This window comes from Streptomyces canus 299MFChir4.1 (assembly GCF_000383615.1).
GTDB classification, from domain to species: domain Bacteria; phylum Actinomycetota; class Actinomycetes; order Streptomycetales; family Streptomycetaceae; genus Streptomyces; species Streptomyces canus_C.
Window position 1 is genome coordinate 94,731 of sequence record NZ_KB911590.1, and the last position, 23,780, is coordinate 118,510.

The following is a 23,780-nucleotide window of genomic DNA, read 5'->3' on the forward strand; positions in this document are numbered from 1 at the left end:
GATGTCGTGTGTGCGGTGCGCGGACTGACCAAGACCTATCCCGCGGTGCGCGGGCGGCGCGGGACGCCGGCGACGCCCGAGGTACGGGCCACCGACGACGTACGGCTGGACATCCGCCGCGGTGAGATCTTCGGGCTGCTCGGGCCGAACGGCGCCGGGAAGACCACGCTCGTACGGCAGCTCACCGGTCTGATGCGGCCCGACCGCGGCAGCGTGGAGATCCTCGGGCACGACATCGTGCGCCACCCGGACCGGGCCTCGCGGATCCTCGCCTACCTCGGTCAGGAGTCCACCGCCCTCGACGAGCTCACCGTCTCCCTCGCCGCCGAGACCACCGGTCGGCTGCGCGGCCTGGAGGCCAGGAAGGCGCGGGCCGAGCGGGACGCCGTACTCGACGAGCTGGGGCTCACGCCGATCGCCGGGCGGCCGCTGAAGAAGCTGTCCGGCGGGCAGCGGCGGCTCGCCTGCTTCGCGTCGGCGCTCGTGGGGGAGCGGCCGCTGCTCGTGCTCGACGAGCCGACCACCGCGATGGACCCCGTGGCGCGGCGCGCGGTGTGGTCCGCCGTGGACCGGCGGCGGGCCGAACGCGGCACGACCGTGCTGCTCGTCACCCACAACGTCATCGAGGCGGAGACGGTCCTGGACCGGGTCGCCGTCCTCGACCAGGGCCGGGTGATCGCCTGCGACACACCCACCGGCCTCAAGCAACAGGTGGCGGGCGAGGTCCGCGTCGACCTCGTGTGGCGCGAGGCGGCCCCGCTGCACGTGCCCGAGGTCGCCGCGCTCCTGGACCGGGCCGTGGCCGCCGGACGCCGCTGGACGCTGCGGCTCGCCCCCGAGGAGGCGCGCGCGGTCGTCGCCACCGTCACCGGCGGGGCCGCGTTCGCCGCGCTGGACGACTTCACGCTCGCCACGCCCAGCCTGGAGGACGTGTACCTCGCGTTGGGCGGGGCCGCGCAGCAGGGACTGGTGAAGGCTTGAGCACTTTGAGTACGCGGACGGCCCTGTCCGTACGTCACAGGGCGAGTGCCGGAGCGAAGAGGAGCTGAGCCACGTGAGTGTCGTACCCGCCGAGGCTCTGCAAGGTGGCGCGCCGGCCGTCGAGGAGACGGGCCGGGGCGCGGCCGCCGAGCTCGGGCCGCGCGCGCGGCTGTGGCCGTCGCTGGCGGCCGTGTACCGGGCGCAGCTGTCCCGCGCGCGGGTCGCCCGCATCCCGCTGCTGTTCGTGGCGACCTTCCAGTCGATCGGGATCATGATCCTGATGCGGGGGGTCGTGGACGGCGGGGACGAGGCGCAGTCCGTGGTCGCCGGGGCGTCCGTGCTGGTCGTGGCCTTCGTCGCGCTCAATCTGCTCGCGCAGTACTTCGGGCAGCTGCGGGCCAGCGGAGGGCTCGACCACTACGCCACCCTGCCGGTGCCGCCCGCCGCAGTGGTGCTCGGCGCCGCGGGCGCGTACGCCTCCTTCACCGTGCCCGGGACCGTGGTGACCGCCGTTTTCGGGTGTGTGCTGTTCGGGCTGCCGCTGGCGCACCTGTGGGTGCTGGTGGCGGTCATTCCGCTGGCGGGAGCCGCTCTGGCGGGCCTCGGTGCGGCCCTCGGACTGCTCGCGCCCCGGCCCGAGCTGGCCACCCTGCTGGGACAGCTCGGGATGTCCGCCGCGCTGCTGCTCGGGGTGCTGCCCGCCGACCGGATGCCCGAGGTGGTGCGGTTCGCCCGGGACCTGCTGCCGTCGACCTACGGCGTCGAGGCCTTCGCCCGGACCTTCGGGCCGCATCCCGACTGGGCCTTCGTGCTCGGCGACCTCGCCGTGTGCGGGTGCGTGGGAGTGGTCTCGCTGGCCGTCGCCACCTGGGCCTATCGCCGGGCGGCCGTCCGGTGACGCGCCGCACAGGCGGGCCTGGCACGATGTCAGGGTGACCGCTCCGTTGACGCCTCCTCCGCCGCCGCACGAACCGTCCTCGCACGAACCGTCCTCGCACGATGCCTGGCAGGCCCCCGGTGCCGCCTACGCGGCTCCTGCCGAACCCCGGTACGGGCACGGCGGGCCCGGGATGAAGACCGAGCTGCTGGAAGGCACGGTGATCATGGTCGCCGTGGCGCTCGCCGGAGCGCTGCTCGGGGTGCTGTGGTGGTGGCTGGCTCCGCATGTGCCGCTGGTCGGGGACGTGGACGAGCGGGGGAACTGGGTCGTCTATCTCAAGGACACCGAGGGGGAGCAGGCGGTCGGGGTGGACGGGACGCTCACCCTGCTGGCCCTGGCCTTCGGTTTCGTGAGCGCGCTCGCCGTGTTCCTGTGGCGGCGGCGGGGCGGGGTGCCGCTGGTCGTGGGGCTGGCCGTCGGGGGAGTGCTGGGATCCCTGCTCGCCTGGCGGGTGGGGACGTGGCTCGGGCCCACGTCCGACGTGATCGCCCATGCGAAGGCCGTGGGCAAGGGCGTCACGTTCTCCGCGCCGCTGAAGCTGGGGGCGAAGGGGGCGTTGCTCGCCTGGTCCTTCGCCGGCCTCGTCGTGCATCTGGGGCTCACGGCGCTGTTCGGGCCCCGGGATCCCGAGTCGGCGTACGGGGCCGCGGCCCCGGGGGACGGGTACGGAACGCCCGCGCAGTAGGGGCTCCGAAGGGGCCCCGTCCTCGAAGGCGGGACGGGGCCGAATGACCTGGGCCGGAGTCGGCCCCCTACGCCGGGCGGCTGCCGTGGTTCGAGCGGCCCTTCTTCGTGCGCCACCTGCGCTTGCGCGTTCTCTTCGACATACCCCTTCTGCTTAGTCCAGGAAGGGGCCCTCGTCGAGGGGTCACGCGCGGGCGATGGGCGCCAGGACCGCGTTCGTGAGATCGGCCAGGTCCTTCGGCGCGAGTTCCACCTCCAGGCCCCGGCGGCCCGCCGAGACACAGATCGTGTCGTGGGCGGAGGCGGACGCGTCCAGGACCGTGGGCAGCTTCTTGCGCTGGCCCAGCGGGGAGATGCCGCCCCGGACATAGCCCGTGGTGCGTTCCGCGAGGGTCGGGTCGGCCATCGCCGCCCGCTTGCCGCCCGCGGCCGTCGCCAGGGCCTTCAGGTCCAGGGAGCCCGCCACCGGGACCACCGCCACCGTCAGCGCGCCGTCCACGTCCGCCACCAGCGTCTTGAAGACGCGCTCCGGGGAGACTCCCATCGCCTCGGCCGCCTCCTCGCCGTAGGAGGGATGGGCGGGGTCGTGGTCGTAGGCGTGCACGGTGAAGGAAACGCCCGCGGTGGTCAGGGCCACGGTCGCGGGGGTGCCGCCCTGCTGCTGCTTCTTCGACTTCTTCGCCATCTGACGGGTTCCGGCCTCAGTTCAGACTCGTCGGGCCGCGCGTCAGTTCCGACGCCGGCAACGACGGCAGATTACGGATGATCGCCGTCTCCGCGCGCAGGATTTTCAGTTCGTCGCGCAGCCGGGACGCGGTGTCGGGGGCCTGGAGCAGGCGCTGCTTGGTGGGGATGTCGAGCATCACCGCGGCCGCCACCAGGTACGAGACCACCGAGGGTTCGTCCGGGAGGTCCGCGCCGGACGACAGGGAGCGTTCCCTCGCTCCCGCCAGGCGCTTCTGGTACTGGCGGAATGCCCGCAGTACGCCCTCCGCCAGGGGCCCGGACTCGTCGCCCGGCTCCTCCGGCAGCTCTTCCAGTTCGGCCGTCAGATAGGGGCCCGAGGCGTCGACGGACAGCAGCCGGACCCGGGTCGTGCCCGTCGCCAGGACCTCGAAGGTGCCGTCGGGCCGTTCCCGGATCGTCGCCGCGTCCGCGACACAGCCGACCGAGTGGAACGCCTGGACAGGGTCGTCGCCGAAGCCGGCCCCGGGGCCGCTGTCGGGCACGGCCGTCCGGTCCGGCAGGCCGGGGGCGCTGGGCGCCACCTCGTGGCCGTCCCGGATCGCCACGACGGCGAACCGGCGCGGTTCCTCCTCGGGCGTCTTCAGCAGTTCGCGCATCATGGCGCGATAGCGCTCCTCGAAGACGTTGAGAGGAAGCACGAGCCCCGGGAACAGCACAGAGTTCAGGGGGAAGAGCGGGAGCCGCACGGTGGTCACGGCGCCAAAGCCTAATGGCCCGCGGAGCGGACTCGTCCCCCGTGCCCACTTCGTGGATGGATCAGGGCGTGCCGCCGGACCTCCTCCCGGACCTCCAGGAAGCGGCCCAGCGGGTCCTCGGCCTCCCGGCCCCACGGGAACGAGGTCGCGTACGGGCCGAGCATGCGCAGCTGCTCCAGGGCGTCCTGCCAGCGGCCCAGACGCACCAGCACGTAGACCAGCTTGTTGCGGATCTCGGCGGGCCAGGGGTCGGCCGGCGCGAACGTGGCGGACAGCTCGATCGCCCGGTCGGCTGCCGCGTCCAGCCGCTCGCGCGGCACCGCGTCGGAGCCCGCCTCGGTCAGACACGCGAGGGCGGCCCGCGCGGGCAGCGCCTGGATCAGGGAGCCGGGCGGGGCGTCCTGAGCGGCCCGGTCGGCGAAGTCGAAGCACTCGCGGTGCGAGCCGCGCCAGGACGTCGCCAGATAGCGCAGGGCGGCGACATGGCAGCCGTAGTGCAGCGGGGCGCGCCTGAGGGCCGCCTCCCACAGTTCCCCGAAGTAGGTGTGCCCGGCCTGGGAGCCGCGTGCGTGGTCCAGGGCGATCCGCCACGGCACCGGGTCCCGGTCCTCGCCGCGCGCCGCGGCCGTGATCAGCGGGCTCACCTCGCGCAGCAGCTCCGCGCGGGCCGGCGAGTCCCACACCCGGTCCACCGCGAGCTGGGCGCCGAGCAGCAGCTGGTCCGGGTCGTGCGGGGCTTCGGCGCGCCAGGCGTCGTACCACTCGGGGCGGGAGCGGGCGAACGCGGAGAGCCGCCGGACGTACCGGTCGCGCAGTTCCCAGGCGGCGCTCTCGCGGGTCATGCGGAGCAGCTCGGCCGCTCGCCCGTGCGTGCCCTGACCGGCGGCGACCAGCGCGGGTCCGAGCCGGTCGTCAGGCGCGTCGAGCAGCACCTCGTCGTCGGCGGACAGTCCGCCGGTGAGGTACGGGGGCATCCGCGTCGCACGGATGAAGGGGGGCAGCAGAGCCATGGTGTCGACCATTGAAAGTCCGACGGCGAAGGCTGCGCCAGTGCGAACGTGCAATTCATGGAAAGTTGTACGCCGCGGGGTCAAGGGACCTTAAAAAGGTGACCGTTGAACAACTCTCTGACCTGCTGTCTCACCGGTCCCACCCGGTGCCCTGCCGAATTCTTCACAGGGCCCGTCAGCTCCGCCGCAGCAGCCTCGTGGCCCCCGCCGCCACGGTGGTCGCCAGGACCCAGCCGAGGAGGACCATCGCCGCCGCCAACCACTGCCAGCCGCCGCGCAACTGCCAGAAACCGACCTGCCCCAGGTCGATCACCGGAAGCAGCAGGTCGAGGGCGAACAGGGCGGGATTCCAGGCGGGATGGTCGCCGCCCTTGAGCGGCGGATGGCTCGCGTGTGCGAACGCCACGGAGCTCGCCGCCCACAGCACCGCCATCCATACGGCGGCCCGCCCCGGCCGGTACCCGTAGGCGACCGTCCAATCCTGCACGTACCCCCACAGCTTGGCGGCCGGCGGCAGGCTCTCGCGGCGCCGGCGCTGCTTGGCGAGCAGCACCTCGCGCGCGTCCTCGTCCTCGCCGCCGGCCCGCAGCACGGCGGCGAGCCTCTCGTACGGCTCCGGGTTGTACTCGGCGGTCGCGGCCGCCACCCACTCCAGCCGCTCTGCGAGCGGGAAGGGGCCGTGGGGCACGAGGTTCTCGTAGGCGAAGCCGCCCATGTGCAGATTGCCGGGCCCCGGCCAGGCGCTCGCCCGGTCCACGAGGTTGCCCACGCGCGCGCCCGACAGCACCACCTTGCCGCGCTGCGGCTTCTCGCCGAGGAAGCGCAGCTCGGGCGCCTGGATGCGGCGCAGCGACAGCTCCTGCTCGTCGGTGAAGACGAAGCGGGCCCGCTCCAGGTCCACGGCGTCCCCGAACCGCCCGTCGTCCAGCCGCACCCCGCCCTGGCACTCGAAGCGCTGGATGCGCGTCCCGCGCGCGGGGGTCGCCCCGCTCAGCATGGAGGCGCCGACGCCCGCGGGCGTCAGGTACAGCGTGCGCTCCACGGTCAGCTGCGGGGCGTTCAGCGCGAGCCGGGTGTACGGGTTGGTCAGCCGGGCGCCGCGCAGGCTCAGCGAGACGCCGATCGTCGCGCTGCGCAGGCTCAGCTCGCCGTGCGACTCCAGGAGCTCGGCCTGGAGGTCCTGGCCCACGGTCATGCCGTCGGCGGCGATGGAGCGGCCGCTGCGGTCGCGGTAGACGATCGCCTGGTTCATCAGCAGGTCCGTGCCGATGTGCGCGTCGGTCAGCCGTACGCCGTTGTGGAACCGGCAGCGCGGAAGATGCAGATCGCCCTCCGTGTGCACCCGGGCGGCCTCCAGGCGCGGCACCGAGCAGTTCACGAACCGCGCGGTGGTGAAACGGGCCTCCGGCAGCAGGATCTCCCGCTCGAAGCGGCAGCTCTTCAACTCCATGTACGGCACCACGGTGCCGCCCGCGAGGTCCAGGGTGCCGCTGATCTGCACGCCGGTGAGCTTCAGGGACGACACCCGGCCCGCGAGCGCGGGCGGACCGTCCAGGAGCAGCCAGCACACGATCCGGGCGCGGACCGTCCGCTCGGGGCCCCAGGGGTGTCCGCCGTGCGGATCGTCGACGACGGTGTCGCCGCTGCTCAGGTCGTACGTGGTGCCGTTGCGGAAGGCCTGCCACATGCCGGCCTCGGCGGCGGTCAGATCGTCCGGCAGGTCTCCGCTCCGGATGCCGGCCCCCTCGGTCACGGTTCTTCCAGCTCCTTGCGGCTCGTGAGATTCGTACAACCGTTCATGCCCGTTGAGTAACGCCCCGAACGCTAGACGTGAAGGGGATCTTCCGGGTTGCGTATCAGCCATTGGAATGCGCGAACAGGGCCTGATGCGGGTCTGCGAGAATTGACGCGTGATCTCCCGAATCGATCTGCGCGGCGACGCCCTCCCCGAGGGCCCCGCCCTGCGCGACCTGCTGCCCCGAGCCGACTTCGACGTCTCGGCCGCCCTGGAGAAGGTGCGTCCGATCTGCGAGGCCGTGCATCATCGGGGCGACGCGGCGCTGATCGACTTCGCGGAGAAGTTCGACGGCGTGCGGCTGGAGCGGGTGCGGGTGCCCGCCGAGGCCCTCACGCGCGCGTTGGAGGAGCTCGACCCGGGCGTACGGGCGGCCCTGGAGGAGTCCATCCGCCGCGCCCGTCTCGTCCACCGCGAACAGCGCCGGACGAACCACACGACCCAGGTCGTGCCCGGCGGCAGCGTGACCGAGAAATGGGTGCCGGTCGACCGGGTCGGGCTGTACGCGCCCGGCGGCCGGTCGGTCTACCCGTCTTCCGTGATCATGAACGTGGTGCCGGCGCAGGAGGCGGGCGTGCCCTCCATCGCGCTCGCCTCGCCCGCCCAGGAAGAGTTCGGCGGCCTCCCGCACCCGACGATCCTCGCCGCGTGCGCGCTGCTCGGCGTCGACGAGGTCTACGCCGCCGGTGGCGCGACCGCCGTCGCGATGTTCGCGTACGGCACCGAGTCCTGCCCGGCCGCCACCATGGTCACCGGCCCCGGCAACATCTGGGTCGCCGCCGCCAAGCGCTACTTCACCGGGAAGATCGGCATCGACGCCGAGGCCGGCCCGACCGAGATCGCGGTCCTCGCGGACTCCTCCGCCGATCCGGTGCACGTGGCCTCCGACCTGATCAGCCAGGCCGAGCACGACCCGCTGGCCGCGGCCGTCCTGGTCACCGACTCCGTCGAACTCGCGGACGCCGTCGAGAAGGAGCTGGAGCCGCAGGTCGCGGCCACCCGGCACATCGAGGACCGGATCGTGCCCGCCCTGAAGGGCAGGCAGTCCGCGATCGTCCTCGTCGACGGCATCGACGAGGGCCTCAGGGTCGTCGACGCGTACGGCGCCGAGCACCTGGAGATCCAGACGGCCGACGCCGCCGCGGTCGCCGACCGGGTCCGCAACGCCGGTGCGATCTTCGTCGGCCCCTGGTCCCCCGTGTCCCTCGGCGACTACGCCGCCGGGTCCAACCACGTCCTGCCCACCGGCGGCTGCGCCTGCCACTCCTCGGGCCTGTCCGTCCAGTCCTTCCTGCGCGGCATCCACATCGTCGACTACACGAAGGACGCGCTCGCGGACGTGGCGCACCACGTGGTCACGCTGGCGGAGGCGGAGGACCTGCCGGCCCACGGGGCGGCGGTCAAGGCACGTTTCGGCGGAGCCGAACAATGGATGCGCGACTGGAAGGTTCCCGAGAGCAAGTGACCGGCATCGACGATCTCCCCGTACGGGACGAGCTGCGCGGCAAGTCCCCCTACGGCGCGCCCCAGTTGGACGTCCCGGTCCGGCTGAACACCAACGAGAACCCCTACCCGCTGCCCGAGCCGCTGGTCGAGCGCATCACCGAGCGCGTCCGGGCGGCCGCCCGCGACCTCAACCGCTACCCGGACCGGGACGCGGTCGAGTTGCGCACCCAGCTGGCCAAGTACCTGACGGGCGCGTCCGGGTACGAGGTGGGCCTCGCCAACGTCTGGGCGGCGAACGGCTCCAACGAGGTCATCCAGCAACTGCTCCAGACCTTCGGCGGGCCGGGCCGTACGGCGATCGGCTTCGAGCCGTCGTACTCGATGCACGCGCTCATCGCGCGCGGCACCGGCACGGGCTGGATCTCGGGCCCCCGGAACGAGGACTTCACCATCGACGTCGAGGTAGCCGCGCAGGCGATCGCCTCGCAGAAGCCCGACGTCGTCTTCATCACCACCCCCAACAACCCCACGGGCAACGCGGTCCCGCCCGGGACGGTCCTCGCGCTCTACGAGGCCGCGCAGGCCGCGAAGCCCTCCATGGTCGTGGTCGACGAGGCGTACATCGAGTTCAGCCACGGCGACTCGCTGCTGCCGCTGCTCGAAGGACGGCCGAATCTCGTCGTCTCCAGGACGATGTCGAAGGCGTTCGGGGCGGCCGGCCTGCGCCTCGGCTACCTGGCCGCGCACCCGGCGGTCGTGGACGCCGTCCAGCTCGTACGGCTGCCCTACCACCTGTCGGCCGTCACGCAGGCGACCGCGCTGGCCGCCCTGGAGCACACCGACACGCTGCTCAAGTACGTCGAGCAGCTGAAGGCCGAGCGGGACCGGCTGGTGAGCGAGCTGCGCGCGATCGGCTTCGAGGTCGTGGAGTCGGACGCGAACTTCGTGCAGTTCGGGCTCTTCGACGGCCCCGGGGGCTCGCACGCGGCCTGGCAGAAGATCCTCGACCGGGGTGTCCTGGTCCGGGACAACGGCATTCCGGGGTGGCTGCGGGTCTCCGCCGGAACCCCCGAAGAGAACGACGCGTTCCTCGACGCGGTCCGTGACTTGCAGTGTCTTGTGGGGGACACCCCCACACCCCCGAAGGAGCAGAGCACATGAGCCGCGTAGGACGCGTGGAACGAGTGACCAAGGAGACCTCGGTCCTGGTCGAGATCGATCTCGACGGGTCCGGGAAGGTCGAGGTGGCGACGGGCGTCGGCTTCTACGACCACATGCTCGACCAGCTCGGCCGGCACGGTCTGTTCGACCTGACCGTGAAGACCGAGGGCGACCTGCACATCGACTCGCACCACACCATCGAGGACACCGCCCTCGCCCTGGGCGCCGCCTTCAAGCAGGCGCTCGGCGACAAGGTGGGCATCTACCGCTTCGGCAACTGCACGGTCCCCCTGGACGAGTCCCTCGCCCAGGTGACCGTGGATCTGTCAGGCCGCCCCTACCTCGTGCACACCGAGCCCGAGAACATGGCGCCGATGATCGGCGAGTACGACACCACGATGACCCGGCACATCCTGGAGTCCTTCGTGGCCCAGGCGCAGATCGCCCTGCACGTGCACGTGCCGTACGGGCGCAACGCCCACCACATCGTGGAGTGCCAGTTCAAGGCGCTGGCCCGGGCCCTGCGCTACGCCTCCGAGCGCGACCCGCGCGCGGCCGGCATCCTCCCCTCCACGAAGGGCGCGCTGTGACCGGCCTGTCGACCCTCCTGATCGTCGTCGGCCTCTTCCTGGCCGGCGGCATCTACTCCTTCGTCAAGCAGCAGATGCCCAAGGGCCTCATCGTGCTGCTCTCCATCGCCGCCGCCCTGTGTCTCGTCGCCGGTGTCGTGAGGCTGGAGGTGTGGAATTGAGCGCTCCGACTTCGAAGAAGGTCGTCGTCTTCGACTACGGCTTCGGCAATGTGAGGTCAGCCGAGCGCGCCCTCGCGCGCGCGGGGGCCGAGGTCGAGATAACGCGCGACTACGACAGGGCCATGAACGCCGACGGCCTGCTGGTGCCGGGCGTCGGCGCCTTCGCCGCCTGCATGAAGGGCCTGCACGAGGCTCGCGGTGACTGGATCATCGACCGCCGGCTGTCCGGCGGGCGCCCGGTCATGGGCATCTGCGTCGGCATGCAGATCCTCTTCGCGCGCGGCATCGAGCACGGCGTGCAGACCGAGGGCCTCGACGAGTGGCCCGGCTCGGTCGAGCCGCTGAAGGCCGACATCGTGCCCCACATGGGCTGGAACACCGTCGACGCACCGGCCGGCTCCCAGCTGTTCGCCGGCCTGGACGCCGACGCCCGCTTCTACTTCGTGCACTCCTACGCCGTCCACGACTGGTCCCTGGAGACGCACAACCCGTCGATGCAGGCGCCGCGCGTGACCTGGTCGACACACGGCAAGCCCTTCGTGGCCGCCGTGGAGAACGGCGCCCTGTGGGCCACGCAGTTCCACCCCGAGAAGTCCGGCGACGCCGGTGCGCAGCTGCTGAAGAACTGGATCGGAACCCTGTGATGCCCTCGAAGCACTCCCGGCTCGAACTCCTGCCCGCCGTCGACGTGCGCGACGGCCAGGCCGTCCGCCTCGTGCACGGCGAGTCCGGGACCGAGACCTCGTACGGCTCCCCCCTGGAGGCGGCCCTGTCCTGGCAGCGGGCGGGCGCCGAGTGGCTGCACCTGGTCGACCTGGACGCGGCGTTCGGCACCGGCGACAACCGGGAGCTGGTCCGGCAGGTCACCGAGGCCATGGACATCAAGGTGGAGCTGTCCGGCGGCATCCGCGACGACGCCTCGCTGGCCGCCGCCCTCGCCACCGGCTGCACCCGGGTGAACCTGGGTACGGCCGCGCTGGAGAGCCCGGAGTGGGTCGCCAAGGTCATCGCCGAGCACGGCGACAAGATCGCGGTGGGTCTCGACGTACGCGGGACGACCCTCAAGGGCCGCGGCTGGACCAGCGAGGGCGGCGACCTCTACGAGGCGCTGGAGCGGCTCGACAAGGAGGGCTGCGCCCGGTACGTCGTCACCGACATCGCCAAGGACGGCACGCTCCAGGGTCCCAACCTGGAGCTGCTGCGCAACGTCTGCGCCGCGACCGACCGCCCGGTCGTGGCCTCCGGCGGGGTGTCCTCGCTGGACGACCTGCGGGCCATCGCCGAACTGGTCCCGCTCGGTGTCGAGGGCTCCATCGTCGGGAAGGCGCTGTACGCGAAGGCGTTCACCCTGGAAGAGGCTTTGGAGGCGGTGGCTCAGTGAGCGATCTGCGACGCGTCACGACCGGTGCGCCCTGGGAGGACACCTTCGGGTACTCCCGGGCGGTGGAACTGCCGAACGGCCTGGTGCTGGTCTCCGGCTGCACCTCGGTGGTGGACGGTGAGATCGTCGCGGGCGATCCCTACGAGCAGACCGTCAACTCCTTCAACGTCGCGTTCGCGGCACTGAAGGAGCTGGGGCTCGGCCGGGACGACGTGGTGCGCACGCGCCTGTACATCACCCACGCCCGGGACGTCGAGGAGGTCGGACGCGCTCACAAGGAGCTGTTCGACGCCGTCCGGCCCGCCGCATCCATGATCATCGTCTCCGGCTTCGTGGACCCCAGCCTGGTCGTCGAGGTCGAGGTGGAGGCGTTCCGAGGAGACACCGCAGCATGACCCTCGCCGTACGAGTCATCCCCTGCCTGGACGTGGACAACGGCCGGGTCGTCAAGGGCGTCAACTTCCAGAACCTGCGCGACGCGGGCGACCCCGTCGAGATGGCCAAGGTCTACGACGCCGAGGGCGCCGACGAGCTGACGTTCCTGGACATCACCGCCTCGTCGGGCAACCGCGAGACGACGTACGACGTGGTGCGCCGCACCGCCGAGCAGGTGTTCATCCCGCTCACGGTCGGCGGCGGTGTCCGCACGGCCGAGGACGTCGACAAGCTGCTGCGGGCCGGCGCGGACAAGGTGGGCGTGAACACCGCGGCCATCGCCCGCCCCGACCTGATCCGCGAGATCGCCGAGCGGTTCGGCCGGCAGGTGCTGGTGCTGTCGGTGGACGCGCGGCGCACCGCGTCGGGTTCCTTCGAGGTGACCACGCACGGCGGCCGCCAGGGCACCGGCATCGACGCCGTCGAGTGGGCGCACCGGGCCGCCGAGCTGGGCGCCGGTGAGATCCTGCTCAACTCGATGGACGCGGACGGCACCAAGGACGGCTACGACCTGGAGATGATCGTGGCCGTCCGCAAGCACGTGACGGTGCCGCTGATCGCCTCCGGCGGCGCGGGGAAGCTGGACCACTTCCCGCCGGCCATCGGGGCGGGCGCGGACGCGGTGCTGGCGGCCTCGGTGTTCCACTTCGGCGATCTGCGGATCGGCGAGGTGAAGGAGACGCTGCGGGGGGCGGGGCATCCCGTTCGCTGAACGGCGTCCCCCGCGAACAAGTCCACGTCACGGCTTTCCGCGGTGACGAACAGGTGGGCCCCGACCTGGAGTCCCTGTACCGCCGCTACCTCGACGAGCGGCCCACTTGGAGCGCTGAGTGGAACGGGGCCGCCTCGGACAGCGAGCGCGAGAACGTCGCGCTGCACAAGTACGGCTTCCCGTTCCGGGTCTGATCCCCGCTGATCCGTTCCGCCGCCGACTCCCGCTCCGCGTCCGAGAGGGTCCCACCCGTGACCGCCACCGCCGCCACGCCCACGGCCGACGTCGTCGACATCCCCGCCCACCGCGACGGCAACGTCCTGCGCTGGCTCGCCGCCTACACCGCCTCGATGACCGGCGACAGCGTCTACTACATCGCCCTGTCCTGGGCGGCCGTCCAGTCCGGCACGCCCGCGCAGGCAGGCGTGGTGATGTCGGTCAGCGCGCTGCCGCGGGCAGTGCTGATGCTCGGCGGAGGAGTGATCGCCGACCGGCTGGGCCCGCGCAGAGTCGTCATCGGCAGTGACGCGGTGCGCTGCGCGGCCGTGCTCGCGGTGGCGGCGCTGCTGTTCCTCACCAGCCCCGGCCTGTGGCCGCTGGCTCTGCTGGGCCTCGTCTTCGGGACCGTCGACGCCGTGTTCATGCCGGCCGTGGGAGCCCTCCCCGCGCGCGTGACGAGCCGCGGGCAGCTCGCGCGCGTGCAGGGCATGCGAGGGCTCGGCATCCGCTTCGCGAGCGTCGTCGGCGGCCCGCTCGGCGGACTCGCGGTGGCGGCCGGGGGAGCGAAGGCCGCGTTCGTCCTAGCCGGAGTGCTGATCGCGATATCCGTGCCGCTGCTGGTCGCCGTCCGGACACGGGACCTGCCCGCCGACGACACCAAGGCCGCCGGCACCGCCTGGCACGACCTGCGCGCCGGACTGCGGTACATCCGCCGCCACCGCGTCCTCGCCCCGCTGATGCTGGCCATCGCCCGCGGCGACCTCGGCTTCGTCGGGCCGCTCAACGTCGGGCTGACCCTGCTGGCCGACGAGCGCGGCTGGGGTGCCTCCGGAATGGGCTGGGTGCTCGGCGGGTTCGGGACCGGTGCCGCCTCGCTGCTGCTCGCCGTACGCGGGCGCGTGCCACACGCCGGGCACGTGATGCCGTACGCCTGTCTCTGCGGGGCGGTCGCCATCGGCGCCCTGGCCTTCGTCCCGGGGGTCGTCGCGGCGGCCGGGGTCGCCCTGCTGATCGGACTGCTCGCCGGGCTCAGCGGCGCGCTGTGCGGGGCGCTGCTCCAGACCCAGTCCGACCCCGCCTGCCTGGGCCGGGTGACCGCCGTGTCCTCACTCGTCAGCCTCGGCTTCGCGCCGCTCAGCATGCCGCTCTCGGCCGTCGCGATCGGCGCCTGGGGCACCGGACCGGTCTTCGTGACCAGCGCGGCGGTGTGCGGGCTCGGCGGGGTGGTCGCGCTGTGCGCACCGAACCTGCGCCGCGCCGAGCTCCCCGCCTGACCCGTCAGATCCCGAGCTCCTTCGCCTCGTGCAGCTTGGCGATCGCCTCCTTGTCGCCGTCCAGCTCCACCTTGGCCGCGCTCTGCCGCCCGTACAGGAACAGCAGCAGCTCCGACGGCTCACCGGTCGCCGTCACGACCGGAGTGCCCCGGTGCGCGACCGCCGTCTGGCCGTCCGGGCGGCGCAGCACCAGACCGGTGGGGACCCCACGGCCCATCAGCCGGGCGGTGCGCTCCAGACGGGACCACAGGGTGTCCTGGAAGACCGGGTCCAGCTCGCGGGGCGTCCAGTCGGGGCGGGCCCGGCGGACGTCCTCCGTGTGGACGTAGAACTCCACCGTGTTCGACAGCTCCTCGACCTGCTTGAGCTGGAACGGCGAGAAGCGCGGCGGGCCGGTGCGGATCAGCTGGATCAGCTCTTCGTAGGGCTTCTCGGAGAACTCGGTCATCACCCGGTCCAGACGGGACGCGAGCTGCTTGATCAGCAGACCGCCGGCGGCGTCGGGACGGCGCTCGCGCACCACCACGTGCGCCGCGAGATCCCGGGTGAGCCAGCCCTGGCACAGAGTGGGGGCCTCGGGACCCTCGGCCTCCAACAGGTCGGCGAGGAGAAGTCGTTCACGCTTGGCGAAAGTCGACATGCAGTCAGCCTACGACCGCCTCCCCGGTCCGCACAGTGGACACCCCACGGTCACTGTCAGTGGCGCGCGGCACAATGGCACCCATGACCAGCACGCCCCTGCCCAGCAGCAGCCTCGACCCCGAGATCGCCGCGCGCCTCAAGCGCAGCGCCGACGGCCTCGTCCCCGCCATCGCCCAGCAGTACGACACCGGTGAGGTGCTCATGCTCGGCTGGATGGACGACGAGGCGCTGCACCGCACGCTGACCACCGGCCGCTGCACCTACTGGTCGCGCAGCCGCCGGGAGTACTGGGTCAAGGGCGACACCTCCGGCCACTTCCAGTGGGTCAAGTCCGTCGCCCTGGACTGCGACGCCGACACCGTGCTGGTCAAGGTCGACCAGGTGGGCGCCGCCTGCCACACCGGCGCGAGGACCTGCTTCGACGAGGACGTGCTCCTCAAGGACGGCGCTGATTCCGGTCCCGCCGCCTCGGATCAGTAAGGTCAGCCGCCATGGACCTCGAGACCTTCCGCAAGCTGGCCACCGACCGCCGTGTCATCCCCGTCACGCGCAAGCTCCTGGCCGACGGCGACACCCCGGTCGCCCTCTACCGCAAGCTCGCCGCCGAGCGCCCCGGCACCTTCCTGCTGGAGTCCGCGGAGAACGGCCGCTCGTGGTCCCGCTACTCCTTCGTGGGCGTGCGCTCGGCCGCGACCCTGACCGCGCGGGACGGACAGGCGCACTGGCTCGGCACCTCGCCGGTCGGCGTCCCCGTCGAGGGCGACCCGCTGGCCGCCCTGCGCGCCACCATCGAGGCCCTGCACACCCCGCACCAGGAGGGCCTGCCGCCCTTCACCGGCGGCATGGTCGGCTACCTCGGCTACGACATCGTCCGCCGGCTGGAGAAGATCGGGCCCGGCGAGCGCGACGACCTGAAGCTCCCCGAGCTGACCATGCTCCTGACCAGCGACCTCGCCGTCATGGACCACTGGGAGGGCTCGGTCCTGCTGATCGCCAACGCGATCAACCACAACGACCTCGACACCGGTGTCGACGAGGCCCACGCGGACGCGGTGGCCCGACTGGACGCCATGGAGGCGGACCTGTCCCGCGCGGTGGCCCAGCCCCCGGCGGTCCTCCCGCCCTCCGAGCTGCCCGAGTACTCCGCGCTCTGGGGCGGCCCCGACTTCCAGGAGGCCGTCGAGGACATCAAGGAGCGCATCCGGGCCGGCGAGGCCTTCCAGGTCGTCCCCTCGCAGCGCTTCGAGACACCGTGCACGGCAAGCGCGCTGGACGTCTACCGGGTCCTGAGGGCCACGAACCCCTCCCCGTACATGTACCTGTTCCGCTTCGACGGCTTCGACGTCGTGGGCTCGTCCCCCGAGGCCCTGGTCAAGGTCGAGGACGGGCACGCCATGGTGCACCCCATCGCCGGCACCCGGTGGCGCGGGGCGACTCCGCAGGAGGACCAGGCCCTCGCCGACGAACTGCTCGCCGACCCCAAGGAGCGCGCCGAGCACCTGATGCTGGTGGACCTCGGCCGCAACGACCTGGGGCGCGTCTGCGAGCCGGGCTCGGTCGAGGTGGTCGACTTCATGTCCGTCGAGCGGTACTCCCACGTGATGCACATCGTCTCCACGGTCACCGGCAAGGTCGCGCCGGGCCGTACCGCCTTCGACGTCCTGACCGCCTGCTTCCCCGCGGGCACCCTCTCCGGCGCCCCCAAGCCCCGCGCGATGCAGATCATCGACGAACTGGAGCCGTCCCGGCGCGGGTTGTACGGTGGCTGCGTCGGCTACCTCGACTTCGCGGGCGACTCCGACACCGCGATCGCCATCCGCACGGCCCTCCTGCGCGACGGCACGGCCTACGTCCAGGCCGGTGCCGGCATCGTCGCCGACTCCGACCCGGTCGCCGAGGACACGGAGTGCCGCAACAAGGCCGCGGCCGTCCTGCGGGCGGTGCACACCGCGAACCGGCTCGGCAAGTAGGGGGCTTCGGCGCCGAATGGGGCGCTTCTCACGGGGCCCCGGGTGCCCGTTCGCCCGGGGTTCGGGTGATAGTGGGGTACGTGACTGCTGTACCGCATCCCCGTTCCGAAGCCGCCGGACCCGCCAGGGCCGGACGTCTGAGTCTCGCCGTCGCCCTGCTGGGCGGCGCGCTCGGCGCCGCCGTGGCGCTGCTGGCCACCCGTCAGCAGTGGGCGGAGGGCACCGCGACCGTGGCGGGCGGCGCCTTCCCGCTGACCGCCAAGGGCAGTGACGTCACGGGCGTCCCCGCGGCCCTGGCCATAGTGGGCCTCGCCGCGCTCGTCGCCGTCTTCGCCGTCCGCAAGGCGGGCCGTCTCCTGGTCGCCGGGGTGCTCGCGCTCTCCGGCGCGGGAATCGCCGCCGCGGCGCTGGTCGGGGCGAGCGATTCGTCCGCGCTGGACGAGCAGGCGGCGAAGGCCTCCGGCGACACCTCGGCGACGGTCGCCTCGCTGTCGCACACCGCCTGGCCGTACGTCGCCGTGGTGGGCGGCGCGCTGATTCTGCTCGCCGGGCTGCTCGCGCTGCGGTACGGACGGCTGTGGCCCGCGATGTCCGGACGGTACGAGCGGGACGGGGCGCCCCGTGTCCGTCGTAAGGCCGTGGTGGATCCCGATCGGCCCGAGGACATCTGGAAGGCACTCGATCGCGGGGAAGACCCGACTGGGGCGTAGCGGTGGGGGGCGCGTCGGGTGCCCCCCGGACACGTCGTTCCCCCGCGTACGGAACAATGGCCTTCGAGCGTTCGGCTCAGTCACGTACTCAGCACCTAGGAGCAAGCAATGGCGGGCAGCAGCCACGGTCACACCCCGGCCGCCTGGACCGGTGTCACTATCGCCTTCATCGGTTTCTGTGTCGCGGGCGCCTTCATGGTGATGGCCCAGCCGGCGGGCTTCTGGGCCGGTATGGCGATCGTGGTCCTCGGCGGGGTCGTCGGCTGGATCATGAGCGCCATGGGGATGGGCATGCCCAAGGACACCCACAAGCCGCTCGCCACCTCGCGGCCCGAGTCGGCGGACGCCAAGAGCTGACACACGCACCTCGTGAAGGGGCGGCCCGGCGAAACTGCCGGGGCCGCCCCTCACGCGTTCGACGGGAGGGCGGGGGACAATGCCGGACGTGAACGCAGAAACGCAGCGCGTGCTGCCCCGGACCGGCCTGGCGGGACGTCTCGCCGTCCCGGGCGGCATCCTCGCGGCCGTCGCCGGGGCCTTCGCGTATGTGGGGACCGTGGACCCCAACCAGCCCGGCCACTACCCGGTCTGCCCGCTCTACCGGATCACCGGCCTCTACTGCCCCGGCTGCGGCGGACTGCGCAGCGCGCACGCCTTCATCCACGGGGACTTCCTGGCAGCGCTCCAGGACAACGCGCCGGCCGTGCTGGGCTATCTGGGCTTCGCCGTGCTGTGGACCGTCTGGGTGGTCCGCGCGGCCCGCGGCCGGCCGCTGAAGCTCGGTCTGGGGCCGGTGCACCTGTGGACGGCGGGGACATTGCTGCTGGTCTTCACAGTTGTCCGGAACCTGCCCTTCGGTGGCTGGCTTCATCCTTGATCAACTGGCGAATGTCCAGGTAGTGGGACCGGCGTCAACCGGATGCGAGGGCTACGCCCTCCTGCGGATACCATCGCAGTGACCACCTGTTTTCATCGGTCGCTGGAACTGTCAACCGTCTGGAAGGGGGCCGCTCGCGTGAGTGTGCTCGACGAGATCATCGACGGAGTCCGTGCCGACCTCGCGGAACGGCAGGCGCGCGTCAGCCTCGACGAGCTCAAGGAACGCGCGGCGAAGGCTCCCGCGGCCAAGGACGGCGTGGCCGCACTGCGCGGCGACGGCGTCAAGGTCATCTGCGAGGTCAAGCGCTCCAGCCCCTCCAAGGGCGCGCTGGCCGCGATCGCCGACCCGGCGGGCCTCGCCGCCGACTACGAGGCGGGCGGCGCGGCCGTCATCTCCGTCCTCACCGAACAGCGCCGCTTCGGCGGCTCGCTGGCCGACCTGGAGGCCGTCCGCGCGCGCGTGGACATCCCGGTCCTGCGCAAGGACTTCATCGTCACGTCGTACCAGCTCTGGGAGGCCCGTGCCTACGGCGCCGACCTCGCGCTGCTCATTGTCGCGGCCCTGGAGCAGCCCGCCCTGGAGTCCCTGATCGAGCGCGCCGAGTCCATCGGGCTCACCCCGCTCGTCGAGGTGCACGACGAGGACGAGGTCGAGCGCGCGGTGGACGCCGGAGCGAAGATCATCGGCGTCAACGCGCGTAATCTCAAGACCCTTGAGGTCGACCGCGGCACGTTCGAGCGCGTCGCCCCCGAGATCCCCGCCCACCTGGTCAAGATCGCCGAGTCCGGCGTCCGCGGCCCGCACGACCTGATCGCCTACGCCAACGCCGGCGCCGACGCGGTCCTGGTGGGCGAGTCCCTGGTCACCGGCAAGGACCCGAAGACGGCGGTCGCGGACCTGGTGGCGGCGGGCGAGCATCCCGCACTTCGGCACGGGCGCGGCTGATCACCGGTTAGAGTTGGCCCGATGACTGTCACCATGACCACCGCGGACCGGCACGCGCGCCTCGCGCGCGGTTGCCGTCCCCGCGGCTGCCGCGCCCCGGCCCGCCGGGTGCACGGTCGCCGGGTGCGGTACGTCATCGGTGACGAACCTGGGCAGGTAAACGGTCGTCGATGGCAGCGCGCCCTTTAGGGGCGCGGGGCTGTATTCGATGTGCGGCTACCGCCGCGCGAGCGCGACAAGCCACGGGCGGCCGTCAGCCGTCTTACACACCCCGCTCCCACGGCGATTAGGTATTTCCCAGACTCACCGTGAGGTTCAGCCATGCCCAGCGAGTTCTTCATCCCCGACCCCGAGGGTCAAGTCCCCAGCGCCGAAGGCTACTTCGGCGCCTATGGCGGCAAGTTCATCCCGGAGGCCCTCGTCGCCGCCGTGGACGAGGTCGCCGTCGAGTACGACAAGGCCAAGCACGACCCCGAGTTCGCCCGTGAGCTCGACGACCTGCTCGTGAACTACACGGGCCGCCCCTCCGCGCTCACCGAGGTGCCGAGGTTCGCCGAGCACGCCGGTGGCGCCACGGTCTTCCTGAAGCGGGAAGACCTCAACCACACCGGCTCCCACAAGATCAACAACGTGCTCGGCCAGGCCCTGCTGACCAAGCGCATGGGCAAGACCCGGGTGATCGCGGAGACCGGCGCCGGCCAGCACGGCGTCGCCACGGCCACCGCCTGCGCGCTCTTCGGCCTCGAGTGCACCATCTACATGGGCGAGATCGACACCCAGCGCCAGGCCCTCAACGTGGCCCGGATGCGCATGCTCGGCGCCGAGGTCATCGCCGTGAAGTCCGGCAGCCGCACGCTGAAGGACGCCATCAACGAGGCCTTCCGCGACTGGGTCGCCAACGTCGACCGCACCCACTACCTGTTCGGCACGGTCGCGGGACCGCACCCCTTCCCGGCCATGGTCCGCGACTTCCACCGGGTCATCGGCGTCGAGGCCCGCCGCCAGCTCCTGGAGCGCGCAGGACGGCTGCCCGACGCGGCCATCGCCTGCGTCGGCGGCGGCTCCAACGCCATCGGCCTGTTCCACGCCTTCATCCCGGACACCGGCGTACGCCTCATCGGCTGCGAGCCCGCCGGGCACGGGGTGGAGACCGGCGAGCACGCGGCGACCCTCACCGCGGGCGAGCCCGGCATCCTGCACGGCTCCCGCTCCTATGTCCTCCAGGACGAGGAGGGCCAGATCACCGAGCCGTACTCCATCTCGGCCGGTCTGGACTACCCGGGCATCGGCCCCGAGCACTCCTACCTCAAGGACTCCGGCCGCGGCGAGTACCGCGCGGTCACCGACGACGCGGCCATGCAGGCGCTGCGCCTGCTGTCGCGCACCGAGGGCATCATCCCGGCCATCGAGAGCGCCCACGCACTGGCCGGCGCCCTGGAGGTCGGCAGGGAACTCGGCAAGGACGGGCTGATCGTCGTCAACCTGTCCGGGCGCGGTGACAAGGACATGGACACGGCCGCACGCTACTTCGGCCTGTACGAGACCGACGCGGCCGTCGCAGCGGACGAGGCCGGCACCGGCGCGGAGATCGAGGGGGACGCGAAGTGAGCGGGAACATTCAACTGCTGTCCGACACCCTCGCCGCTGCCAGGGCCGAGGGCCGGTCCGCGCTCATCGCCTACCTCCCGGCCGGGTTCCCGACCGTGGACGGCGGCATCGAGGCGATCAAGGCCGCCTTCGAGGGCGGCGCGGACGTCGTCGAGGTCGGTCTGCCGCACAGCGACCCCGTCCTCGACGGCCCCGTCATCCAGACCGCCGACGACATCGCCCTGCGCGGTGGCGTCAAGATCGCCGACGTCATGCGGACGGTCAAGGAGACCTACGAGGCCACCGGGAAGCCGGTGCTCGTCATGACGTACTGGAACCCCATCGACCGCTACGGCGTCGAGCGCTTCACCGCCGAACTCGCCGAGGCGGGCGGCGCGGGCTGCATCCTGCCCGACCTGCCCGTGCAGGAGTCGGCCCTGTGGAGGCAGCACGCCGAGAAGCAGGGGCTCGCCACGGTCTTCGTGGTCGCGCCCAGCAGCAAGGCCGCGCGGCTCGCCGAGATCACCGCGGCCGGCAGCGGGTTCGTGTACGCCGCCTCACTGATGGGCGTCACGGGCACGCGTGAGTCGGTCGGGGCGCAGGCCCAGGACCTGGTCGAGCGCACCCGGGCCGCCGGGGCCGGTCTGCCCGTCTGCGTCGGGCTCGGTGTCTCCAACGCCCGACAGGCCGCCGAGGTGGCCGGCTTCGCCGACGGCGTGATCGTCGGCTCGGCCTTCGTGAAGCGGATGCTGGACGCACCGGACGACAAGGCCGGCATCGAGGGCGTCCGCGCCCTCGCGGGCGAGCTGGCGAAGGGCGTGCGCCGACAGGCGTAGGCCCGCCGTACGCCCGTCACGGCGTGACGGGAGATCCGCTCACTCGAACGGGTGGACCTGGGGCCGGGGAGGCGCGGTGCGCCTCCCCGGTTCGTTCTGCGGGTGTGAGCGAGAAGAACCGTGAGGGAAAGCGCACCGCCCGGGAGCGGCTGGCGGAGGAGCGCGCGAAGCAGAAGTCCGCGGAGAAGCGGCGCCGGGTGCTGATCGTGGGCGCGAGTGTGGTGTGCGTCCTCGGGCTCGCGGCGGTGATCGGCGTCGTCGCGGCCAACGCAGGCAAGGACAAGGACAAGGACAAGGACTCCGCGGGCCCGGTCGTGGCGCCCTCGGGGGCCAAGGGCCAGGACAGTCTCGCCATCCCGGTCGGCAAGGAGGGCGCCAGGTCGACGCTGGTCGTCTGGGAGGACTTCCGCTGCCCGGCCTGCAAGGCCTTCGAGACGGCGTACCGCCCGACCGTCCACGAGCTCACCGGATCCGGGAAGCTCAAGGTCGAGTACCACCTGGCGACGATCATCGACGGCAACATGGGCGGCACCGGCTCCCGCAACGCGGCCAACGCGGCGGCCTGCGCCCAGGACGCCGGGAAGTTCCCGGGGTACCACGACGTGCTGTACGAGAACCAGCCCGACGAGACCAGCGACGACTACGCCGAGAACGAGAAGCTGCTCGACCTGGCGAAGAAGGTCGACGGCCTCGACACGCCCGCGTTCCGCACCTGTGTCGAGAAGGGCACCCACAACAGCTGGGTGGAGAAATCCGCGGCCGCCTTCCGCAACGGCGGCTTCTCCGGCACCCCGACCGTGCTGCTCGACGGCAAGAACATCTACCAGGACCGCACGATGACCCCGGCGAAGCTGAAGCAGCAGGTGGAGGCCGCCAACAAGGGGTGACGGCGGGTAAGGCGGCGGCCGCCTTCTCTCACCCGCCTGTTATGGACCCGTTGCCGGGCCGCCTGCCGTGGGCCCGGCCCGGCAGGGTAGCGTCGACCCTGCCATGGAACTTGCCTACATTCCCAGCCCGTCGCGCGGGGTGATCCACCTCGGTCCCATCCCGCTGCGTGGCTATGCGTTCTGCATCATCATCGGCGTCTTCGTTGCCGTCTGGCTCGGCAACAAGCGCTGGATCGCCCGGGGCGGGCGGGCCGGCACGGTGGCCGACATCGCGGTCTGGGCCGTGCCGTTCGGACTGCTCGGCGGCCGCCTCTACCACGTGATCACGGACTACGAGCTGTACTTCAGCGAGGGCCGTGACTGGGTGGACGCCTTCAAGGTCTGGGAGGGCGGCCTCGGCATCTGGGGCGCGATCGCGCTCGGTGCGGTGGGCGCCTGGATCGGCTGCCGCCGCCGGGGCATCCCGCTGCCGGCCTACGCCGACGCCATCGCCCCCGGTATCGCCCTCGCGCAGGCCATCGGACGCTGGGGCAACTGGTTCAACCAGGAGCTGTACGGCAAGCCGACCGACCTGCCGTGGGCCCTGCACATCACGTCCTCCACGGACGGCCGGGTACCGGGCTACTACCACCCGACCTTCCTCTACGAGTCGCTGTGGTGCATCGGTGTCGCGCTCCTCGTCATCTGGGCCGACCGCCGCTTCACGCTCGGACACGGACGGGCGTTCGCGCTGTACGTCGCCGCGTACTGCACGGGGCGCGGCTGGATCGAGTACATGCGCATCGATGACGCCCACCACATCCTCGGACTCCGGCTCAACGTCTGGACCGCGATCATCGTGTTCCTGCTCGCGGTGACATACATCGTGGTGTCGGCGGACAAGCGACCCGGACGCGAGGAAACCGTCGAGCCTGGTGCCACCGACGACGAGACCGAGTCCGGCCGCGAGACCGAGCCCGGGGACGCTGCCGAGAGCGACGAGAAGACCGGGCCCGCCGCCGAGACCGACACCGCCGAGGTGTCCGACGAGGCCGGGTCGGCGAAGAAGACCTGACGGCCGGTCGTACGTAGCGGAGGGCGCCCCGAGCTGTC

29 protein-coding genes are annotated in these 23,780 nt (G+C 72.0%); 24 read left to right on the forward strand and 5 right to left on the reverse strand.

The features are described from left to right. The first annotated feature begins 6 nt into the window (after nt 1–6). The 3 genes from H293_RS0121625 to H293_RS0121635 all read left to right on the forward strand — a co-directional run bounded on the left by H293_RS0121625 (nt 7) and on the right by H293_RS0121635 (nt 2,606). Nucleotides 7–981 (forward strand): ABC transporter ATP-binding protein, encoded by a 975-nt coding sequence (locus H293_RS0121625; protein WP_028808074.1) that lies wholly within the window; start codon nt 7–9, stop codon nt 979–981. Between the two features lie 73 nt (nt 982–1,054). After that, on the forward strand, nt 1,055–1,879 hold the full coding sequence (locus H293_RS0121630) for an ABC transporter permease (RefSeq protein ID WP_020119932.1): 825 nt from the start codon (nt 1,055–1,057) through the stop codon (nt 1,877–1,879). 34 nt (nt 1,880–1,913) lie between these two features. Beyond that, complete coding sequence (locus tag H293_RS0121635; RefSeq protein WP_078612639.1) at nt 1,914–2,606, forward strand: DUF2567 domain-containing protein; 693 nt, start codon at nt 1,914–1,916, stop codon at nt 2,604–2,606. A gap of 183 nt (nt 2,607–2,789) precedes the next feature. On the opposite strand, the gene ybaK is transcribed toward H293_RS0121635, so the two are convergent. The 4 genes from ybaK to H293_RS0121655 form a co-directional block, all read right to left on the reverse strand. Then, nucleotides 2,790–3,290, reverse strand: coding sequence for a Cys-tRNA(Pro) deacylase (gene ybaK / locus H293_RS0121640; RefSeq protein WP_020119934.1), 501 nt, complete (start codon nt 3,288–3,290; stop codon nt 2,790–2,792). 16 nt (nt 3,291–3,306) lie between these two features. Next, the gene (locus H293_RS0121645) at nt 3,307–4,047 is read right to left on the reverse strand and encodes an LON peptidase substrate-binding domain-containing protein (protein ID WP_020119935.1); all 741 of its coding nucleotides are present in this window, start codon (nt 4,045–4,047) and stop codon (nt 3,307–3,309) included. Nucleotides 4,048–4,058: 11 nt separating this feature from the next. Beyond that, nucleotides 4,059–5,069, reverse strand: coding sequence for a hypothetical protein (locus tag H293_RS0121650; protein WP_020119936.1), 1,011 nt, complete (start codon nt 5,067–5,069; stop codon nt 4,059–4,061). 163 nt (nt 5,070–5,232) lie between these two features. Beyond that, a complete protein-coding gene (locus H293_RS0121655) occupies nt 5,233–6,810 on the reverse strand; it encodes a hypothetical protein (protein WP_020119937.1) in 1,578 nt (525 codons plus the stop codon). Between the two features lie 157 nt (nt 6,811–6,967). Here H293_RS0121655 and hisD point away from each other — a divergent pair, with 157 nt between their 5' ends. From hisD to H293_RS0121705, 10 genes are read left to right on the forward strand one after another with little or no spacing between them, the layout of a single operon-like run. Continuing rightward, nucleotides 6,968–8,317, forward strand: a complete 1,350-nt coding sequence (gene hisD / locus H293_RS0121660; protein WP_020119938.1) for a histidinol dehydrogenase — start codon at nt 6,968–6,970, stop codon at nt 8,315–8,317. Further along, nucleotides 8,314–9,459 carry a histidinol-phosphate transaminase gene (locus H293_RS0121665; RefSeq protein ID WP_020119939.1) on the forward strand — a complete coding sequence of 382 codons (1,146 nt, stop codon included), beginning with the start codon at nt 8,314–8,316 and terminating at the stop codon, nt 9,457–9,459. Before hisD ends, H293_RS0121665 begins: the two co-directional genes overlap by 4 nt. Continuing rightward, nucleotides 9,456–10,049, forward strand: coding sequence for an imidazoleglycerol-phosphate dehydratase HisB (gene hisB / locus H293_RS0121670; RefSeq protein ID WP_028808075.1), 594 nt, complete (start codon nt 9,456–9,458; stop codon nt 10,047–10,049). Before H293_RS0121665 ends, hisB begins: the two co-directional genes overlap by 4 nt. Next, on the forward strand, nt 10,046–10,210 hold the full coding sequence (locus H293_RS59240) for a hypothetical protein (RefSeq protein ID WP_020119941.1): 165 nt from the start codon (nt 10,046–10,048) through the stop codon (nt 10,208–10,210). Before hisB ends, H293_RS59240 begins: the two co-directional genes overlap by 4 nt. Beyond that, a complete protein-coding gene (gene hisH / locus H293_RS0121680) occupies nt 10,207–10,854 on the forward strand; it encodes an imidazole glycerol phosphate synthase subunit HisH (RefSeq protein WP_020119942.1) in 648 nt (215 codons plus the stop codon). The genes H293_RS59240 and hisH overlap by 4 nt, the downstream gene beginning before the upstream one ends. Further along, entirely contained in the window at nt 10,854–11,591 is a 738-nt protein-coding gene (priA, locus tag H293_RS0121685; protein WP_020119943.1) for a bifunctional 1-(5-phosphoribosyl)-5-((5-phosphoribosylamino)methylideneamino)imidazole-4-carboxamide isomerase/phosphoribosylanthranilate isomerase PriA, read from the forward strand. Before hisH ends, priA begins: the two co-directional genes overlap by 1 nt. Continuing rightward, a complete protein-coding gene (locus H293_RS0121690) occupies nt 11,588–11,986 on the forward strand; it encodes a RidA family protein (protein WP_007381379.1) in 399 nt (132 codons plus the stop codon). Before priA ends, H293_RS0121690 begins: the two co-directional genes overlap by 4 nt. Continuing rightward, nucleotides 11,983–12,738 (forward strand): imidazole glycerol phosphate synthase subunit HisF, encoded by a 756-nt coding sequence (hisF, locus tag H293_RS0121695; protein WP_020119944.1) that lies wholly within the window; start codon nt 11,983–11,985, stop codon nt 12,736–12,738. The genes H293_RS0121690 and hisF overlap by 4 nt, the downstream gene beginning before the upstream one ends. A gap of 53 nt (nt 12,739–12,791) precedes the next feature. After that, entirely contained in the window at nt 12,792–12,932 is a 141-nt protein-coding gene (locus H293_RS57315; protein WP_020119945.1) for a hypothetical protein, read from the forward strand. Nucleotides 12,933–12,989: 57 nt separating this feature from the next. Further along, a complete protein-coding gene (locus H293_RS0121705) occupies nt 12,990–14,231 on the forward strand; it encodes an MFS transporter (RefSeq protein WP_020119946.1) in 1,242 nt (413 codons plus the stop codon). A 4-nt stretch (nt 14,232–14,235) separates the two neighbouring features. On the opposite strand, the gene H293_RS0121710 is transcribed toward H293_RS0121705, so the two are convergent. Continuing rightward, entirely contained in the window at nt 14,236–14,871 is a 636-nt protein-coding gene (locus tag H293_RS0121710; protein ID WP_020119947.1) for a TIGR03085 family metal-binding protein, read from the reverse strand. Between the two features lie 83 nt (nt 14,872–14,954). Here H293_RS0121710 and hisI point away from each other — a divergent pair, with 83 nt between their 5' ends. The 11 genes from hisI (at nt 14,955) to lgt (ending at nt 23,742) form a co-directional block, all read left to right on the forward strand. Then, nucleotides 14,955–15,353 (forward strand): phosphoribosyl-AMP cyclohydrolase, encoded by a 399-nt coding sequence (hisI, locus tag H293_RS0121715; protein WP_020119948.1) that lies wholly within the window; start codon nt 14,955–14,957, stop codon nt 15,351–15,353. Between the two features lie 11 nt (nt 15,354–15,364). Then, the gene (locus H293_RS0121720) at nt 15,365–16,843 is read left to right on the forward strand and encodes an anthranilate synthase component I (protein ID WP_020119949.1); all 1,479 of its coding nucleotides are present in this window, start codon (nt 15,365–15,367) and stop codon (nt 16,841–16,843) included. A 71-nt stretch (nt 16,844–16,914) separates the two neighbouring features. Continuing rightward, nucleotides 16,915–17,553, forward strand: a complete 639-nt coding sequence (locus tag H293_RS0121725) for a TIGR02234 family membrane protein (protein WP_020119950.1) — start codon at nt 16,915–16,917, stop codon at nt 17,551–17,553. Between the two features lie 108 nt (nt 17,554–17,661). Next, entirely contained in the window at nt 17,662–17,910 is a 249-nt protein-coding gene (locus H293_RS0121730; protein WP_020119951.1) for an HGxxPAAW family protein, read from the forward strand. A 79-nt stretch (nt 17,911–17,989) separates the two neighbouring features. Next, the gene (locus H293_RS0121735) at nt 17,990–18,430 is read left to right on the forward strand and encodes a DUF2752 domain-containing protein (protein WP_020119952.1); all 441 of its coding nucleotides are present in this window, start codon (nt 17,990–17,992) and stop codon (nt 18,428–18,430) included. Nucleotides 18,431–18,568: 138 nt separating this feature from the next. After that, nucleotides 18,569–19,378 (forward strand): indole-3-glycerol phosphate synthase TrpC, encoded by an 810-nt coding sequence (gene trpC / locus H293_RS0121740; RefSeq protein WP_020119953.1) that lies wholly within the window; start codon nt 18,569–18,571, stop codon nt 19,376–19,378. 33 nt (nt 19,379–19,411) lie between these two features. Next, the gene (gene trpM, locus H293_RS61680) at nt 19,412–19,567 is read left to right on the forward strand and encodes a tryptophan biosynthesis modulator TrpM (RefSeq protein ID WP_389112687.1); all 156 of its coding nucleotides are present in this window, start codon (nt 19,412–19,414) and stop codon (nt 19,565–19,567) included. A gap of 132 nt (nt 19,568–19,699) precedes the next feature. Further along, on the forward strand, nt 19,700–20,986 hold the full coding sequence (gene trpB / locus H293_RS0121745; protein ID WP_020119954.1) for a tryptophan synthase subunit beta: 1,287 nt from the start codon (nt 19,700–19,702) through the stop codon (nt 20,984–20,986). After that, on the forward strand, nt 20,983–21,801 hold the full coding sequence (gene trpA, locus H293_RS0121750; RefSeq protein ID WP_020119955.1) for a tryptophan synthase subunit alpha: 819 nt from the start codon (nt 20,983–20,985) through the stop codon (nt 21,799–21,801). The genes trpB and trpA overlap by 4 nt, the downstream gene beginning before the upstream one ends. Before the next feature lie 104 nt (nt 21,802–21,905). Continuing rightward, complete coding sequence (locus H293_RS0121755) at nt 21,906–22,688, forward strand: DsbA family protein (protein WP_020119956.1); 783 nt, start codon at nt 21,906–21,908, stop codon at nt 22,686–22,688. A gap of 103 nt (nt 22,689–22,791) precedes the next feature. Further along, nucleotides 22,792–23,742, forward strand: coding sequence for a prolipoprotein diacylglyceryl transferase (gene lgt, locus H293_RS0121760; protein ID WP_033415560.1), 951 nt, complete (start codon nt 22,792–22,794; stop codon nt 23,740–23,742). The last annotated feature ends 38 nt before the right edge of the window (nt 23,743–23,780 follow it).

Excerpts from the sequence above, each read along its gene's own strand:
- H293_RS0121710 (WP_020119947.1), bottom strand. The coding sequence starts at position 14,871 with ATGTCGACTTTCGCCAAGCGTGAACGACTTCTCCTCGCCGACCTGTTG.
- hisI (WP_020119948.1), top strand. The coding sequence starts at position 14,955 with ATGACCAGCACGCCCCTGCCCAGCAGCAGCCTCGACCCCGAGATCGCC.
- hisF (WP_020119944.1), top strand. The coding sequence starts at position 11,983 with ATGACCCTCGCCGTACGAGTCATCCCCTGCCTGGACGTGGACAACGGC.
- H293_RS0121730 (WP_020119951.1), top strand. The coding sequence starts at position 17,662 with ATGGCGGGCAGCAGCCACGGTCACACCCCGGCCGCCTGGACCGGTGTC.
- hisB (WP_028808075.1), top strand. The coding sequence starts at position 9,456 with ATGAGCCGCGTAGGACGCGTGGAACGAGTGACCAAGGAGACCTCGGTC.
- H293_RS0121735 (WP_020119952.1), top strand. The coding sequence starts at position 17,990 with ATGCCGGACGTGAACGCAGAAACGCAGCGCGTGCTGCCCCGGACCGGC.
- H293_RS0121720 (WP_020119949.1), top strand. The coding sequence starts at position 15,365 with ATGGACCTCGAGACCTTCCGCAAGCTGGCCACCGACCGCCGTGTCATC.
- trpM (WP_389112687.1), top strand. The coding sequence starts at position 19,412 with ATGACCACCGCGGACCGGCACGCGCGCCTCGCGCGCGGTTGCCGTCCC.
- H293_RS0121650 (WP_020119936.1), bottom strand. The coding sequence starts at position 5,069 with ATGGTCGACACCATGGCTCTGCTGCCCCCCTTCATCCGTGCGACGCGG.
- trpB (WP_020119954.1), top strand. The coding sequence starts at position 19,700 with ATGCCCAGCGAGTTCTTCATCCCCGACCCCGAGGGTCAAGTCCCCAGC.
- lgt (WP_033415560.1), top strand. The coding sequence starts at position 22,792 with ATGGAACTTGCCTACATTCCCAGCCCGTCGCGCGGGGTGATCCACCTC.
- ybaK (WP_020119934.1), bottom strand. The coding sequence starts at position 3,290 with ATGGCGAAGAAGTCGAAGAAGCAGCAGCAGGGCGGCACCCCCGCGACC.
- priA (WP_020119943.1), top strand. The coding sequence starts at position 10,854 with ATGCCCTCGAAGCACTCCCGGCTCGAACTCCTGCCCGCCGTCGACGTG.